Source organism: Lentzea pudingi, assembly GCF_014646255.1.
Lineage (GTDB): Bacteria > Actinomycetota > Actinomycetes > Mycobacteriales > Pseudonocardiaceae > Lentzea > Lentzea pudingi.
On record NZ_BMNC01000004.1, the window covers coordinates 102,758 to 116,797 of the forward strand.

16 protein-coding genes and 1 pseudogene are annotated in these 14,040 nt (G+C 68.1%); 7 read left to right on the top strand and 10 right to left on the bottom strand.

Features of this window, described 5'->3' with window-relative positions; genetic code table 11:
- Window positions 1-12: 12 nt before the first annotated feature.
- A complete protein-coding gene (locus tag IEY88_RS15940; RefSeq protein ID WP_189155549.1) occupies window positions 13-981 on the bottom strand; it encodes a DUF2332 family protein in 969 nt (322 codons plus the stop codon).
- 220 nt (window positions 982-1,201) lie between these two features.
- On the opposite strand from IEY88_RS15940, the gene IEY88_RS15945 reads away from it, so the two are divergent.
- Window positions 1,202-1,960: an enoyl-CoA hydratase/isomerase family protein gene (locus IEY88_RS15945; protein ID WP_229693428.1), complete on the top strand. Its 759-nt coding sequence runs from the start codon at window positions 1,202-1,204 to the stop codon at window positions 1,958-1,960.
- Here IEY88_RS15945 and IEY88_RS15950 read toward each other — a convergent pair.
- The 7 genes and pseudogenes from IEY88_RS15950 to IEY88_RS15980 all read right to left on the bottom strand — a co-directional run bounded on the left by IEY88_RS15950 (window position 1,957) and on the right by IEY88_RS15980 (window position 5,633).
- Window positions 1,957-2,556 carry an MBL fold metallo-hydrolase gene (locus IEY88_RS15950; RefSeq protein ID WP_189155551.1) on the bottom strand — a complete coding sequence of 200 codons (600 nt, stop codon included), beginning with the start codon at window positions 2,554-2,556 and terminating at the stop codon, window positions 1,957-1,959. The two genes, IEY88_RS15945 and IEY88_RS15950, sit on opposite strands and share 4 nt — an antisense overlap.
- Window positions 2,556-3,645: pseudogene (locus IEY88_RS15955) on the bottom strand (S-(hydroxymethyl)mycothiol dehydrogenase). The gene IEY88_RS15950 and the pseudogene IEY88_RS15955 overlap by 1 nt, the downstream one beginning before the upstream one ends.
- A 13-nt stretch (window positions 3,646-3,658) precedes the next feature.
- A complete protein-coding gene (locus IEY88_RS15960; protein ID WP_189155552.1) occupies window positions 3,659-4,177 on the bottom strand; it encodes a VOC family protein in 519 nt (172 codons plus the stop codon).
- A 102-nt stretch (window positions 4,178-4,279) separates the two neighbouring features.
- On the bottom strand, window positions 4,280-4,549 hold the full coding sequence (locus tag IEY88_RS15965) for a DUF4235 domain-containing protein (RefSeq protein WP_030476400.1): 270 nt from the start codon (window positions 4,547-4,549) through the stop codon (window positions 4,280-4,282).
- Complete coding sequence (locus IEY88_RS15970) at window positions 4,546-4,833, bottom strand: DUF3618 domain-containing protein (RefSeq protein WP_189155553.1); 288 nt, start codon at window positions 4,831-4,833, stop codon at window positions 4,546-4,548. The genes IEY88_RS15965 and IEY88_RS15970 overlap by 4 nt, the downstream gene beginning before the upstream one ends.
- Window positions 4,830-5,219, bottom strand: coding sequence for a phage holin family protein (locus tag IEY88_RS15975; protein WP_189155554.1), 390 nt, complete (start codon window positions 5,217-5,219; stop codon window positions 4,830-4,832). Before IEY88_RS15975 ends, IEY88_RS15970 begins: the two co-directional genes overlap by 4 nt.
- 33 nt (window positions 5,220-5,252) lie before the next feature.
- Window positions 5,253-5,633: a thioredoxin family protein gene (locus IEY88_RS15980; protein ID WP_189155555.1), complete on the bottom strand. Its 381-nt coding sequence runs from the start codon at window positions 5,631-5,633 to the stop codon at window positions 5,253-5,255.
- A gap of 134 nt (window positions 5,634-5,767) precedes the next feature.
- On the opposite strand from IEY88_RS15980, the gene IEY88_RS15985 reads away from it, so the two are divergent.
- Genes IEY88_RS15985 through IEY88_RS16000 form a run of 4 tightly spaced genes read left to right on the top strand, consistent with a single transcriptional unit; the run spans window position 5,768 to window position 9,907 of the window.
- Entirely contained in the window at window positions 5,768-6,670 is a 903-nt protein-coding gene (locus IEY88_RS15985) for an ABC transporter substrate-binding protein (protein WP_189155556.1), read from the top strand.
- A 7-nt stretch (window positions 6,671-6,677) separates the two neighbouring features.
- Entirely contained in the window at window positions 6,678-7,490 is an 813-nt protein-coding gene (locus tag IEY88_RS15990; protein WP_189155557.1) for an amino acid ABC transporter permease, read from the top strand.
- Window positions 7,477-8,235: an amino acid ABC transporter ATP-binding protein gene (locus tag IEY88_RS15995; RefSeq protein ID WP_189155558.1), complete on the top strand. Its 759-nt coding sequence runs from the start codon at window positions 7,477-7,479 to the stop codon at window positions 8,233-8,235. The genes IEY88_RS15990 and IEY88_RS15995 overlap by 14 nt, the downstream gene beginning before the upstream one ends.
- 1 nt (window position 8,236) lies before the next feature.
- Window positions 8,237-9,907, top strand: coding sequence for an aminotransferase class V-fold PLP-dependent enzyme (locus tag IEY88_RS16000; protein ID WP_189155559.1), 1,671 nt, complete (start codon window positions 8,237-8,239; stop codon window positions 9,905-9,907).
- On the opposite strand, the gene IEY88_RS16005 is transcribed toward IEY88_RS16000, so the two are convergent.
- Window positions 9,885-10,067, bottom strand: a complete 183-nt coding sequence (locus IEY88_RS16005) for a DUF397 domain-containing protein (RefSeq protein ID WP_189155560.1) — start codon at window positions 10,065-10,067, stop codon at window positions 9,885-9,887. The two genes, IEY88_RS16000 and IEY88_RS16005, sit on opposite strands and share 23 nt — an antisense overlap.
- Window positions 10,039-10,881, bottom strand: coding sequence for a helix-turn-helix domain-containing protein (locus IEY88_RS16010; RefSeq protein ID WP_268241240.1), 843 nt, complete (start codon window positions 10,879-10,881; stop codon window positions 10,039-10,041). Before IEY88_RS16010 ends, IEY88_RS16005 begins: the two co-directional genes overlap by 29 nt.
- A gap of 217 nt (window positions 10,882-11,098) precedes the next feature.
- On the opposite strand from IEY88_RS16010, the gene IEY88_RS16015 reads away from it, so the two are divergent.
- Both IEY88_RS16015 and IEY88_RS16020 read left to right on the top strand, forming a co-directional pair.
- Window positions 11,099-13,582, top strand: a complete 2,484-nt coding sequence (locus IEY88_RS16015; RefSeq protein WP_229693429.1) for a chitobiase/beta-hexosaminidase C-terminal domain-containing protein — start codon at window positions 11,099-11,101, stop codon at window positions 13,580-13,582.
- A 66-nt stretch (window positions 13,583-13,648) separates the two neighbouring features.
- On the top strand, window positions 13,649-14,038 hold the full coding sequence (locus IEY88_RS16020) for a TIGR03618 family F420-dependent PPOX class oxidoreductase (protein ID WP_373294119.1): 390 nt from the start codon (window positions 13,649-13,651) through the stop codon (window positions 14,036-14,038).
- The last annotated feature ends 2 nt before the right edge of the window (window positions 14,039-14,040 follow it).

The window sequence follows — 14,040 nt, forward strand, 5'->3', positions numbered from 1 at the left end:
CGCCGCCGGAGGCTAGCTGTAGATGGTGACCGTCAGGCGGGGGTTCGAGCGAAAATCCGTCGACTCGTAGGCAACGCGCGCGAGTGGCATCGAGCCCGCCGCCGCGGTCAGCGTCGTCTCGATCTCGTGGCGCTCGTCCTCGGTCAGGTACGCCCAGAACGAGCTGTGCCAGATCACCGTGTACGTGCCGCGGTCGCCGGGTGGCACGAGGTTCTCGCGCAGCCACCGCCCGGCGGGGGAGCGCGCGACCTTCACGCCGACCTCGGCGGCGAGCTCGATGGCGTCGTCGAGGTCCCACCGCAGCGCGTCGTGCTCGGGCGGGATGAACGACTGCAGGATCATCGCGTGCTTCGGGTCGGCGGGGTCCCGTGGCTGCAGGTCGCAGCCGGCCCTGTCGACGATCTCGAGGTTCGGCGGCCGCGGCCCGACCGCGGCCAGGCGCACCTTCGAGTCCTTGTCGCCCCACTCCCAGCCGAGGCCGAACCAGCGGTAGTGGTCGAGGATCAGGTTCAGCCCCGCGCACGCGCCGAGCTCGAGCAGCCGGACCTTCGGCGCGCCGATCATCGTGAGGCCCCTGAGCAGGAACCCGGCCGTCTTCGGCTGGTGCTGCTGCACCGTCCGGTCGAGGGCCGCGAGGACGTCGCCCGCGTTCTCGACGATCGCCCGCCGGGCCGCGAGCCACGCCAGCAGCGCCGTCGAGTCGGACTCCCCGGCCATCGCGGCCGCGTGCGCGCTGGCGAACCGCTGGCTGAGCTCCGGCGCCTTGCCCGACAGCATCAGCAGCCGCACGCCCGCGAGCGCCTGGACGCCGAACAACGGGCTGTGCACGGCGCTGTGCGAGCACAGCAGGTCGGCGACCGGCCCGCCCTTGTCGAGCTCGCTCGCGAGCTCGGAGAGGATGCGCGCGGACACCGGCGCGGTGGTGCGCAACCGCACCGCGAGCGTGCGCAGCGTGGCAGCACCGATGGCAGCAGCCGTCACGGAGTCCTCCAGGTCTTCGGCCAGGGGACTTTACAGGTCGTGTCCCGGAAGTTCGTCCGGTGACAGACGCGGGCGAGAGACCCGGAGACGGCGCCGCCGCGATGCCCTCATACCGGGCGTATTCGGGCGTTGCGGCGGTGTCGTCTCCGGGGCCCTCGCCCGCTGCTGTCGCCCGACGGGCTTCCGGGACACGACCTGGGGCGTGGGTATCGTGCGGCGGGTGAGCGAGTTCCTGGAACTGTCCGCGACCGGCCCGGTCGCCACCCTGACGATCAACCGACCGGCCAAGCGCAACGCCATGAGCTACGAGATGTGGTCCGCCCTGCCGGGGCTCCTGGCCCGCGTTTCCGCAGATGAGGCCGTGCGGGTGCTCGTGATCCGGGGTGGGGAGCACTTCTCCGCCGGCGCCGACATCGCCGAGTTCTCGACCCTGCGGCGGGGCGCGGAGGGCGCCGCGCACTACGGCGAAGCTGTCCACAACGGCGAGCGCGCCATCGCACAACTGGACAAGCCCACGATCGCCGCGGTCTCCGGTTTCTGCGTCGGCGGCGGCTGCGAGATCGCGCTCGCCTGCGACATGCGGGTGGCCTCGGTCGACGCCCGGTTCGGCATCACGCCCGCGAAGCTCGGCATCGTCTACAACTTCACCTCCACCAAGGCGCTGGTGGACGCGGTGGGCCCGGCGTGGGCGAAGCAGATCCTGTTCTCGGCCGACCTGATCGACGCCTCGACGGCCCTGCGGATCGGTCTCGTGAACGAGGTCGTGGAGTCGCTGGACGCTCGCGTGAAGGAGCTGTCCGAGCAGATCGCGGGCCGCGCGCAGGTGTCCGTGCGGGGCGCCAAGAAGATCATCGACTCGATCACGGACGGCGGCCGCGAGGACGACTTCGTGCGCGCGTTGTACGCGGAGGCCGCCTCCAGTGCCGACTACGCCGAGGGCGTGGCGGCGTTCCTGGAGAAGCGGCCTCCGCGGTTCTAGAAGACCTCGGCGGCGATCGTGGTGTCGTCGCCGTGGCCCGTGTGCACCACGGTCTCGCCGGGCAGCGTCAGCAGCTTCTCCCGGATCGACGCCTCGATCGTCGGCCGGTCCGAGAACGACCGGCCGGTCGCGCCCGGACCGCCCTGGAACAGCGTGTCGCCGGTGAACACCGCGCCCAGGGACGGCACGTAGAAACACAGGGCGCCGGGCGAGTGGCCCGGCGTGTGCAGCACGTGGATCTCCTCGCCGGCGACGGTGATGACCTGACCGTCCTCCAGCGCCTGGTGCGGGAGGACGCCGGTGTGCGTCAGGTTCCACACCACGTGGTCGGCCTGGTGCAGTGCGAGAGGCGCGCCCGTCGCGTGCGCCAGGTCCGGCGCGACGCGGACGTGGTCGTCGTGCGCGTGCGTCAGGAGGATCGCCACGACCCGGCGGCCGTCGACGGCCTCGAGGATCGCGTCCACGTCGTGCGGGGCGTCGATGACGACGCACTCACTGCTGTCGCCGATGACCCAGACGTTGTTGTCCACGTCGAAGGTCTCGCCGTCGAGCGAGAACGTGCCGGACGTGACGGTGTGGTCCACGCGCAGCGTCATCAGAACACCACGACCGATCGCAGGACCTCGCCGTGGTGCATCTTCTGGAACGCGGCCTCGACGCCGTCCAGCGGGATCTCCTCGCTGACGAACGCGTCCAGGTCGAAGCGGCCCTGCTGGTACAGGTCCACGAGCATCGGGAAGTCGCGTGACGGCAGGCAGTCGCCGTACCACGAGGACTTGAGCGCACCGCCGCGCCCGAAGAAGTCGATCAGCGGCATGTCGAGCCGCATGTCCGGCGTCGGAACACCCACCAGGACAACGGTTCCGGCGAGGTCGCGGGCGTAGAACGCCTGCTTCCACGTCTCCGGGCGGCCGACCGCGTCGATCACGACGTCCGCGCCGAACGAGTCCGTCAGGTCCTGGATCGCCGTGACGACGTCGTCGACCTCGCGGGCGTTGATGGTGTGCGTGGCGCCGAAACCCTTGGCCCACTCCAGCTTCCGCGGGTCGGTGTCCACGGCGATGATCTTCGCGGCACCGGCGATGCGAGCGCCCGCGATGGCGCCGTCACCGACACCGCCGCAGCCGATCACGGCCACCGAGTCGCCGCGGCCGACGTTGCCGGTGTTCATCGCGGCACCGACGCCGGCCATCACGCCGCAGCCCAGCAGGCCGACGGCCGCGGCACGGGCGGACGGGTCGACCTTCGTGCACTGTCCGGAGTGGACGAGCGTCTTCTCGATGAACGCGCCGATGCCCAGCGCGGGCGAGAGCTTCGTGCCGTCCAGCAACGTCATCGGCTGCGAGGCGTTGAACGTCGAGAAGCAGTACCAGGGCTTGCCGCGCTTGCAGGCGCGGCACGTGCCGCAGACCGCGCGCCAGTTCAGCACGACGAAGTCGCCGGGTTCCAGGTCCGTGACGCCCTCGCCGACCGACTCCACGACACCCGCGGCCTCGTGGCCCAGCAGGAACGGGAACTCGTCGTTGATGCCGCCCTCGCGGTAGTGCAGGTCGGTGTGGCAGACGCCGCACGCCTGGATCTTCACCACTGCCTCGCCGGGGGCCGGGATCGGGCACCAGCACCGAGGTCAGCTCGACGGGTTGTCCCTTGCCCCGGGCGACGATGCCCTTGACCTCTTGCGCCACTGCGACTCCGCTCTCAGTTGATCAGCTTCGTGCCTTCGAACTCACCGAGAACCTCCCGGTAGAACTCAATCCCTACACCGTTGGGGTCGCGGATGTACAGGCTGTCCTCGACGCCGCGGTCGGGTCCCAGGTACTCGATCCCGGCCTCGTCCAGCTTGGACTTGATCTCGTCGAACCGCTCGGGCGTCGTCGACAGGGCCAGGTGCTGGACGGCACCGATCGTCTCGGAGAACGCCGGGTGGTCGTGGCCCGGGAAGTCGAAGAACCCCAGCAGGTTCTTGGCACCGAGGTCGAAGAAGAAGTGGCTCGAGCCGTTGTAGTCGCGGTTCTCCACCAGTTCGACGAGCGGGAAGCCGAGGAACTCCTGGTAGAACTCGATCGTCTCCTCGACGTCCTTGCAGATCAACGCGATGTGGTGGACGCCGCTGGTCGGCGAGCCGCCGCGCTCGGCGAGCGGCTTCACGTAGCGTTCGCGCAGCTCGTCGCGCTTGGCCCGGATCGCGGCGAGCGCTTCACCCTCTGGCTGTGGCATGTCCGCCAGGGTAGTTGATGGTTCAAGCGGTCGCAGGCCCAGACGCCGACGCCCGGCCCGCGAAGGGGCCGGGCGTCCGGAACGGCTCTGGTGGGTCCTGGATCAGTCTTCCTCGTCGCCGGGCCACTCGCCGGTCAGCTTCTGGAAGCCCTTGGCGCCACCGCGGTCGATCGCGGCCTTGACCAGGCCGAAGATGGCGCCCTGGATGGCCGCGGCCATCAGCACCTCGGTCCAGGCGCGGTTGCGCATCGTGGCGCTGGGCGCTTCCTTGTCGCCCGCGACGAGCTTCCAGATCTGGCCGAAGATCGCGGTGGCGAGGAACCCTCCCAGCGCACCGAACAGCATTCCGAGGGGACGGTAGAGCAGCTTCATCGGTTCCTCCGTGAGATCGCCCAGATCGCGACGATCAGCGCGATGAGCGCCGCCGCGATGGCACCGGGGTGCCGGCGCGCCTTCTCGACCTGCTCCGCGACGGGGTCGGGCAGCGAGTCGATCGCCTGGTTGGTCGCCGCGGTCATCCGCACGACCGTCTCGTGGGCCTGCTCCTTGACGCGGCCGGGCACGTCCACCTTGTGCGCCAAGGCTTCCACGGTCTCGCCGAGCTCACGCCGGGTGCGCTCGACGTCGCGTTGCAGCTGCTCCTTCGGGTCGGTCATCGGTGCGCACTCTCCTTGATCGTCGCGATGTCCTGCTGGACGTTGTCCATGGCCTGCCTCGGCACCGGGGGAGCGGCCTGCTTGACCTGGCCCTTGCCCACGAGCGCGAAGATGCCCGCGAACAGCAGAAGGGCGGCCGCGACGATCAGCGCGGCCGCCCACGGCGGTACTACGAGAGCCAGCAGCAGGATCAGGCCCGCGACGACGCTGAGCCCGCCCCACCACGCGAACACGCCGGCCACGCCGAACATCCCGGCGCCGACACCGGCGTGCTTGCCCTTGTCCTTGAGCTCGGCGACGGCGAGACGGATCTCATCGCGCGCGAGCCTGCTCACCTGCTCGGACAGCTGGTGCACCAGCTGTGCGGTCGACGTGTCGGTGTTCATGCACGTCAGATACCCACAGGTGGGCCACGTCAATCAGCCCTGCTGGGCCTGGGCCTCCGCGACCTTCGCGTGGACCTCTTCCATGTTCACGTCGCGCGCTTGCTGGATAAGGCCGTCGAGGGCCGGTCCGGGCAGCGCGCCCGGCTGCGAGAACAGCACGACGCCCTCGCGCACGATCATCAGCGTCGGGATCGACCGGATGTTGAACGTGGCCGCGAGCTCCTGCTGCGCCTCCGTGTCGACCTTGCCGAACACGATGTCCTCGTTCTTGTCCGACGCGGCTTCGTAGGTGGGCCCGAACGCGCGGCACGGGCCGCACCACTCGGCCCAGAAGTCGACCAGGACGATGCCGGAGCCGTCGGAGTCACCGACCACCTCGTCGAAGTTCTCCTTGGTCAGCTCGACCGTCGCCATGTTGGTCCTCCTAGTTCGCTGGGGGCACCCGATCCAACGAAGCGGGCGGCGGCGGAATTCCCCACGTGCCCCCGGTCACGCCTGGTTTCAACTTTTTGTGGACGTCTTCAACTCGGCGTTGTACCGTCCCCGCCATGATGCCGCGCCTGCTCGTGACTTCGCTGCTCGTACTGGGGCTCGCCGCCTGCGGGTCCATGTCTGACACCACTCAGACGTCCACGCCTCCGTCGTCCGACCTGGGCTCGGTCAAGAAGGACGACGCGCTGGCCGCGCTGCTGCCGCCCGAGATCGCCTCGGCCGGCACGTTGAAGGTCGGGTCGAACATCCAGAACCCGCCGAACAACTTCTACGACCAGGACGGCAAGACCCCGATGGGGTCCGAGGTCGACCTGATCAAGGCGATCGCCGCCAAGCTCGGGCTGAAGGCCGAGCACAGCGACATGGCGTTCAGCTCGTTGATCACGAGCCTCGAGACCGGCCGCGTCGACGTGACGATGGCGGCGATGAACGACACCGCCGAGCGCCAGCAGAAGATCGACTTCGTCGACTACTTCACCTCCGGCATCACGATCATGGTGCAGAAGGGGAACCCGCAGGGCGTCAAGTCCGTCGAGGACCTGTGCGGCAAGAGCATCGCGGTGAACCTGGGCAGCTCGCAGGAGCAGTTCGGCAAGGAGCAGAGCGCCAAGTGCGTGGCCGCCGGCAAGGGCGAGGTGACGCTGAGCGTGACCGACAGCGACACCGGCAACCAGAACCAGCTGCGCACCGGCCGCGTCGCCGCGATCCTCAACGACCTGCCGACCGCCGTCTACGTCGCCAAGACCGCCGGTGACGGCCAGTACTTCGAGGTCGTGCCGCTCGCGCCGATCAACGGCGGCCCGTACGGCATCGGCGTCGCGAAGAAGAACGCCAAGCTGTCGGAGGCCATCAAGGGCGCGCTGCAGTCCCTGATCGACGACGGCACCTACGAGAAGATCGTCACCACCTGGGACATCAAGCAGGGTGCGATCACGAAGGCCGCCATCAATGGCAAGTGACACCCGCATGAACGACGTCAGGGAAGACCTGGTCGTCGTGCCGCTGAGCCACCCCTGGCGGTGGATCAGCGGCGCGGTGATCGTGCTGGTCCTCGCGGGCCTGGGCTGGTCGATGTCCGAGGCCCAGATCCAGTGGGAGGACGTGCCGGGGTTCTTCACGCACCCCGTGATGCTCGAAGGCCTGCTCAACACCATCGTGCTCGCCCTCGCGGCACAGGGCGGCGCGATCGTCCTCGGCGTGGTCGTCGCGCTGATGCGGTTGTCGGCGAACCCCGTCGCGCGGTGGTTCGCCGTCGGCTACATCTGGCTCTTCCGCGGCCTTCCGGTGCTGCTGCAGATCCTGATCTGGTTCAACCTCGCGCTGGTGTTCCAGAACATCAGCATCCCGGGGCTGTTCTCCGTGCCCACCAACGTGGTCATGACCGCGTTCGTCGCCGCGTTGCTCGGCCTGGGGCTCAACGAGAGCGCCTACATGGCCGAGATCGTCCGCGCGGGCCTGAGCAGCGTCGACGAGGGGCAGACCGAGGCGGCCAAGTCGATCGGCATGACGCCGCTGACGACGTTGCGCCGAGTCGTCCTGCCGCAGGCGATGCGCGTGATCATCCCGCCGACGGGCAACAACTTCATCAACATGATCAAGGGCACGTCGATGGCGTCGGTGATCGCCTTCACCGAGCTCATCCACGCCGCGAACAACATCTCGTCGCGGAACCTCGAGATCATGGAAACCCTGTTCGCCGCCGCGGCCTGGTACCTCGTGATGGTGTCCCTCGCGTCGATCGGGCAGCACTACCTGGAGCGTGCTTATGGCCCTCGTTGAGGCGATCGGTGTCCGCAAGTCGTTCGGGCACACGGAGGTCTTGAAGGGCATCGACCTGGAGGTCGAGCGCGGCGAGGTCGTGTGCCTGCTCGGCCCGTCGGGTGCGGGCAAGAGCACCTTCCTGCGGTGCGTGAACCACCTGGAGACCATCGACGCCGGCCGCATCTGGGTCGACGGAGTGCCGGTCGGGTTCCGTGCGGCCGGCGGCAAGCTCTACGAGCTGCGCGAACGTGACGCGGCCCGCCAGCGTCGTGACGTCGGGATGGTGTTCCAGCGGTTCAACCTGTTCCCGCACCGCACGGCGCTGGAGAACATCATGGAGGGCCCGGTCCAGGTCCTCGGTCGTCGCAAGGCCGAGGTGGGGGCGGAGGCGCTGGCGCTGCTGGAACGGGTGGGGCTGGCCGAGAAGGCTGGTTCGTACCCGGCTCAGCTGTCGGGCGGTCAGCAGCAACGTGTCGCGATCGCGCGTGCCCTGGCGATGAAGCCCAAGCTGATGCTGTTCGACGAGCCCACGTCCGCGTTGGACCCCGAGCTGGTCGGTGAGGTGCTCGACGTGATGACCTCGCTGGCCCGCGACGGCATGACGATGATCGTGGTCACCCACGAGATCGGCTTCGCCCGCTCGGTCGCCGACCGCGTGGTGTTCCTCGTCGACGGCGCGGTGGTCGAGTCCGGCACACCGTCCGACGTGCTGGACAATCCGCAGCAGCCGCGCACGCAACAGTTCCTCGCAAAGGTGCTCTGAGTTGATCGACGCCTCGTACCTCGCCCAGTTCCGCGAACCGGAGGGGTATCTCGACTTCGCCCGCTTCGGCCCGCCTTCGCTCCCGGTGGTCACGGCCACCGCGCGGTTGATGGACCAGGCCTCCCTGGCTGGTCCGTCCACTGTGGACACCCTGATGCGTGAGGAACAACGGGTGAAGGCCGCCGTGGCGCGCCTCTGCCACTCGGACACCGACCACGTCGCGCTGGTGCCGAACACCTCGATCGGCCTGTTCCAGGCGGCCTTCGGCCTGTCCGGCACGGTCATGTACTCGGCGGCGGAGTTCCCGTCCAACACCTACCCGTGGGTGCGGGCGGGCCTCCCGTCGGTCGTCCTGGACGGCCCGGTGCACCCCGCGGCCGTGTCAGTCGGCCTGACGCCCGAGGTGTCCGCGCTGTCGGTGTCCGCAGTGGACTTCCGCACCGGCTACCGCGCGGACCTGGCCGCACTGCGCGAGGTCGTCGGCGACCGCCTGCTGATCGTGGACGGCATTCAGGGCTTCGGCGTGGTCGACGAACCGTGGGAGCTCGCCGACGTACTGGTGGTAGGCGGCCAGAAGTGGCTGCGGGCAGGCTGGAGCACCGGTTTCGTGGTGCTGTCGGACCGTGCTTTGGACCGTCTCTCGCCGGTGCTGTCCGGCTGGACGGGCGCGGTGGACGCGGGCCTGTTCGACGACTCGGTCCACGACGCGGCCCCGGACGCCGCCTCTTGGAACATCACGAACCTCTCCCCGGTCGTCTCCGGCGCCTTCGCCGAAGCGCTGGAACTCGTAGAACTGGCAGGTGTTTCCTCTCTGGACGCGGCGGTGGCGGAGATCGTCGCCGAGGCCGAGGAGATCGTCCTGTCGAGCGGCGGCAAGATCGTCTCCGCCCGCGAACGCCGCGCGGGGATCCTGGCGTTCACCATGCCCGAGGCCGCCTCGGTGGTCGGCGAGGCCCTGAACACCTTCGGCATCACCGCCACCATCCGCCCCGAACACGTCCGCCTGTCCCCGCACGCCACCACCTCGCGCGGAACCCTGGAACGCCTGCGCGCAGCCCTGAAGTCGTTGTCCGGCTCCGCTTCCTCCCCGATCCCGGCAGCGCTGTCAGCTCTGGTGCCCACCATCGACAGCCTGGCCTCCGCCCTGGGCCCGGACACCGAGGTCGTCGTGCACGACCTGTCCCGCCTGCCGAACTCCATCATCGCGATCGCGGGCTCCCTGACGGGCCGCCAGGTGGGCGGCCCGATGACGGACCTGTTGCTGGGCCTGGTCCGCCGCGGCACCACCACCGACATGCCCGGCTACGAGACCTACGCACCGGACGGCCGCGCGATCTGGTCGTCCACCACCTTCGTGCGCGACGCGGCCGGCATCGCCGTGGGTTGCCTGTGCGTCAACAAACTCGCCGCGCACGAGGCATCCGGCCCGATCTCGGTGGAGTCGTTCCCCCAGGACGTGGACACCCTCCAGCGCGTACTCGTGGAGAAGGCGATCGCGGACGTGGGCGTGCCGGTCGAGCTGATGAAGAAGGTGCACAAGTCGCAGGTCGTCCGCGTGCTGGACGAGGCAGGCTTCTTCCTCATCCGCGACTCGGTCGACCACCTGGCGGGCGTCCTGGAGGTAACCCGCTACACGATCTACAACTACCTCAACGAGAACCGAGGAACCTGAGCAGGCTCCGCCAGGCGGGAGCCGAGAACGCGAGCACGCCGCCACTCGCGTTCTTCGAGTCCCGGACGAGGGCGTGGTGAGACAGCGACACCTCGACGCAGTTGCTGTCCTCCGCTCCGCCGCTGTAGCTGCTAGTACGCCAGGTGCGGTCCTGAGTCATCGAAGTCCTCTCGCGGTGGGCTGACGTAGTCCGCCAGCTTGCTCCGCGATTGTTCCGCACTCAAGGCGACCTGATCCAGGCGATCGAAGAGAAGTCGTGTGCGGGCGATGGCACCCGGATCCTCCACGAAGACGTTTGCGTGAATCGTCTCGCTGAAGACGAGCGACCTCGCCTTCTCGAACTCCCAGAGCACGAAGCTGGAGGCGACGATCGGTGCGTCCTTGGGCACGATTCTGACGGTGTGCGTGTTGAACAACAGCCGGGCGTACTGGTCCTCCATGACGTCGGCGTTGCCGACCTGGCGCGCCAGCGCATGCTCATGGATGTAAAACACGCAAGTCGGCCGATCGTGACGGCGCAGGATCGCCTGACGCTCGATCCGGTACTGGACGAGGTTCGGGATCCGCTCTTCAACGACCAGGCCGGTCATCCGGTAGATGCCGTCGGCGTACTCGGGTGACTGCGTCAATCCGGGCATCGCCAGCGCGTCGTAGCTCATGATCGTGATGGCTGTCGCCTCAGCCCGCACCATCGCCCGGAGGTTGTCGGACACCTGAACGATGTACTCCTCGAAGGCGTACTGGTAGCGACGCCGGAAGTCGTTGATGAAATCGATGTCCTTGCCGCACATGGACAAGTACTGGATGAGGTCGACCTCGCTGGCGCGGGCCCTGCCGTTCTCGACAGTGGAGACCTTGCTCGGGTCCCAGCCCAGCCTTTCGGCCATCTTGTTGCCGGCCAGGCCCATGCAGGACTCTCGGAGGCGCCGCAGCTCGTCACCCAGATCCCGGCTGTACGCGGTGGATGCAGTCATACGCCGACGCTATGGCTTGTAGCCAATACAATCAGGTGCTCGTTCGGGTGAAAACAAGTCGCGATGCTCCGTTCGTGTATCGCTGGAGCCGCCCACCTTTCTTGTAACTTACGTCTTCCCTCCACGTCATCTCGGCTTTACCGTTCCAGGTGTGAGAGCGCTCTCAAAGGTGAGATGGCGGCGGGGACTTGCCGCCGTAGCGATTGCCCTGTCGTCATTGGCGACGGTCGAGGCTGCCTACGCGGCCGACGACTACACGCAGAACGTGACCGCGATCGACGCGACTCAGGCCCGGATCAACTTCACGCCGACGACCCCTGCGAACTACGTCGACGTGCACTACCTGATCTCCGGCCAGGCGCAGCAGAACTTCCGGATGACCAACAACGCCGGGACCTGGCAGAAGACCGTCGGGTCGCTGTCGTCCGGCACGGTCATCGACTACTGGTTCACCTACGAGAAGAGCGGTCCGCAGTACGACACGCCGCACTTCACCTACACCCACCAGGGTGCGGTGCAGCCGGTCGCCACGCCGACGTTCAGCCCGCCTGGTGGCACGTACTCGACCGCGCAGACGGTCAGCATCTCCACCAGCACGTCGGGTGCGACGATCCGGTACACCACGGACGGCTCGACGCCGACCGCGAGCAGTCCGGTCTACAGCGGGCCGATCTCCGTGCCCAGCAACAGGACCATCAACGCGATTGGTATCAAGTCCGGTCAGCCGAACTCGGCGGTGGGCAGCGCCCAGTACGTGATCGGCACGCCGGTCGCGACGCCGACGTTCAGCCCGCCGGGTGGTGCCTACGCGTCCGCGCAGACGGTGACGATCTCGACGTCCACGTCCGGCGCGACCATCCGGTACACAGTGGACGGTTCGACGCCGACCGCGAGCAGTCCGGTCTACAGCGGGCCGATCTCCGTGTCCAGCAACAGGACGGTCAGTGCGATCGGCATCAAGGCCGGGCTCGTCAACTCGGCGGTGGCGAGCGCGACCTACACGATCGGGACGCAGCAAGGGTGTGTGCAGTCCGACACCCCCAACTTCGGGCCGAACACGCGCATCTTCGACCCGAGCATGTCGGCGACGAGCATCCAGACGCAGCTCGACATCGACTTCAACAACCAGAAGGACACGATCACCGCGCAGATGGCACCGCGGCGGGTCGCGCACCTGTTCAAACCCGGTACGTACAACGGCATCCACGACGACGTCGGCTACTACACGTCGGTCTCGGGGCTCGGCAAGAACCCCGGTGACGTCGTGATCAACGGTGACATCACCGTCGATGCGTTCAACGAGTCGGACAAGGGTGTGGCGCTGCAGAACTTCTGGCGCTCCGCCGAGAACATGGCCGTGGTCCCGAGCAACGGCACCAACCGGTGGGCCGTCGCGCAGGCCGCGCCGTTCCGGCGCATGGACGTTCGCGGCAACCTGGCGCTCTACCCGGCCAGTTACGGGTTCGCGTCCGGTGGCTACACGGCCGACACCCGCGTGTCCGGTCAGACCGCGTCGGTCTCGCAGCAGCAGTGGTACACGCGCGACACCAACTACGGCAGCTGGAACGGCGGCGTGTGGAACATGGTGTTCTCCGGAACGCCGGGCGCGCCCGCGACCACGTTCCCGAACCCGCCGTCGACCAACCTGGCGACGACGCCGATCTCGCGCGACGTGCCGTACCTCTACCTCGAGGGCAACCAGTACCGGGTGTTCCTGCCCTCGTTGCGCACCAACGCCTCTGGTGCGTCGTGGCTCAACGGTGGCACGCCCGGCACCTCGCTGCCGATGAGCCAGTTCTACGTCGTGAAGTCCGGTGACACGGCCGCCACGATCAACGCGGCACTGGGCCAGGGCTGCAACCTGTTCTTCACGCCCGGCATCTACAACGTCAACCAGACGATCAACATCACGCGGCCGAACACCGTCGTGCTGGGCATCGGCTACGCGACGATCGTGCCGCAGAACGGCGTCACCGCGATGCAGGTCGCGGACGTCGACGGCGTGCGGATCAAGGGCATCCTGTTCGACGCCGGCACCACGCTGTCGAACTCGCTGCTGACCGTCGGGCCCGCGGGCTCCTCGGCCTCGCACGCGTCCAACCCGACGACGCTGCAGGACGTGTTCTTCCGCGTCGGCGGCGCCATCGCGGGCAAGGCGACCAACAGCCTCGTGGTCAACAGCCACAACACGATCATCGACCACAGCTGGATCTGGCGCGCCGACCACGGCAACGCCGGCACCTGGGGCTGGGACGAGGCGATCGGCGACACCGGTCTAGTGGTGAACGGCAACGACGTGCTGGCCACCGGCCTGTTCGTCGAGCACTACCAGAAGTACCAGACCATCTGGAACGGCGAGCGCGGGCGGACCATCTTCTACCAGAACGAGATGCCGTACGACGTGCCGAACCAGGCGGTCTGGAACAGGCCGAACGGGCAGGCCGGGTACGCGGCCTACAAGGTCGGCGACAACGTCACCACGCACGAGGCGTGGGGGCTCGGCAGCTACTGCTTCTTCAACGTCAACCCGTCGGTGCGGGCGGAGAACGCGTTCGAGGTGCCCAACCGGCCCGGCGTGAGGATGCACAACCTGCTGACCGTCTCGCTCAACTACCAGGGAACGATCACCCACGTGATCAACAACGTGGGTGGGGTGACACCGCCGGGCACCGTGCCGGTGAACGTCGTCAACTACCCGTAGTGCTGCTCTGACGTGCGGCCCGTCACCTCCTCCTGGTGACGGGCCGCACCGCTGTGGCCACCTATGATGCGTGCCATGTCGATCGACCGGGGTGCCGAGTTCGCCGAGTTCTGGGCTGAACGGCACCTGTGCACGTTGTCCACCGTCCGTTCCGGCGGGACTCCGCACGTGGTGCCGGTCGGCGTCACGCTCGACGCCGAGGCCGGCATCGCGCGGATCATCACGCACGGCGCGTCGTGGAAGGTCAAGCACGTCCGCCAAGCCGGGTACGCCGCCGTGTGCCAGGTGGACGGTCGTCGTTGGTCCACGTTGGAGGGTCCCGCCGTCGTGCGCGACGACGTGGAATCCGTCGATGAGGCCGTGCGGCGGTATGCGTTGCGGTACAAGCAGCCGCGGGTGAACCCGGAGCGGGTCGTGATCGAGATCCAGGTGCAGCGTGTCACCGGTACCGTCTGACG

What these genes read in the sequence shown, in the direction of transcription:
- IEY88_RS15950 (WP_189155551.1), bottom strand. Translation starts at nt 2,556, where the DNA reads ATGACGCTGCGCGTGGACCACACCGTCACGTCCGGCACGTTCTCGCTC.
- IEY88_RS15960 (WP_189155552.1), bottom strand. Translation starts at nt 4,177, where the DNA reads ATGCCACAGCCAGAGGGTGAAGCGCTCGCCGCGATCCGGGCCAAGCGC.
- IEY88_RS15965 (WP_030476400.1), bottom strand. Translation starts at nt 4,549, where the DNA reads ATGAAGCTGCTCTACCGTCCCCTCGGAATGCTGTTCGGTGCGCTGGGA.
- IEY88_RS15970 (WP_189155553.1), bottom strand. Translation starts at nt 4,833, where the DNA reads ATGACCGACCCGAAGGAGCAGCTGCAACGCGACGTCGAGCGCACCCGG.
- IEY88_RS15975 (WP_189155554.1), bottom strand. Translation starts at nt 5,219, where the DNA reads ATGAACACCGACACGTCGACCGCACAGCTGGTGCACCAGCTGTCCGAG.
- IEY88_RS15980 (WP_189155555.1), bottom strand. Translation starts at nt 5,633, where the DNA reads ATGGCGACGGTCGAGCTGACCAAGGAGAACTTCGACGAGGTGGTCGGT.
- IEY88_RS15985 (WP_189155556.1), top strand. Translation starts at nt 5,768, where the DNA reads ATGATGCCGCGCCTGCTCGTGACTTCGCTGCTCGTACTGGGGCTCGCC.
- IEY88_RS15990 (WP_189155557.1), top strand. Translation starts at nt 6,678, where the DNA reads ATGAACGACGTCAGGGAAGACCTGGTCGTCGTGCCGCTGAGCCACCCC.
- IEY88_RS15995 (WP_189155558.1), top strand. Translation starts at nt 7,477, where the DNA reads ATGGCCCTCGTTGAGGCGATCGGTGTCCGCAAGTCGTTCGGGCACACG.
- IEY88_RS16005 (WP_189155560.1), bottom strand. Translation starts at nt 10,067, where the DNA reads ATGACTCAGGACCGCACCTGGCGTACTAGCAGCTACAGCGGCGGAGCG.
- IEY88_RS16010 (WP_268241240.1), bottom strand. Translation starts at nt 10,881, where the DNA reads ATGACTGCATCCACCGCGTACAGCCGGGATCTGGGTGACGAGCTGCGG.
- IEY88_RS16020 (WP_373294119.1), top strand. Translation starts at nt 13,649, where the DNA reads ATGCGTGCCATGTCGATCGACCGGGGTGCCGAGTTCGCCGAGTTCTGG.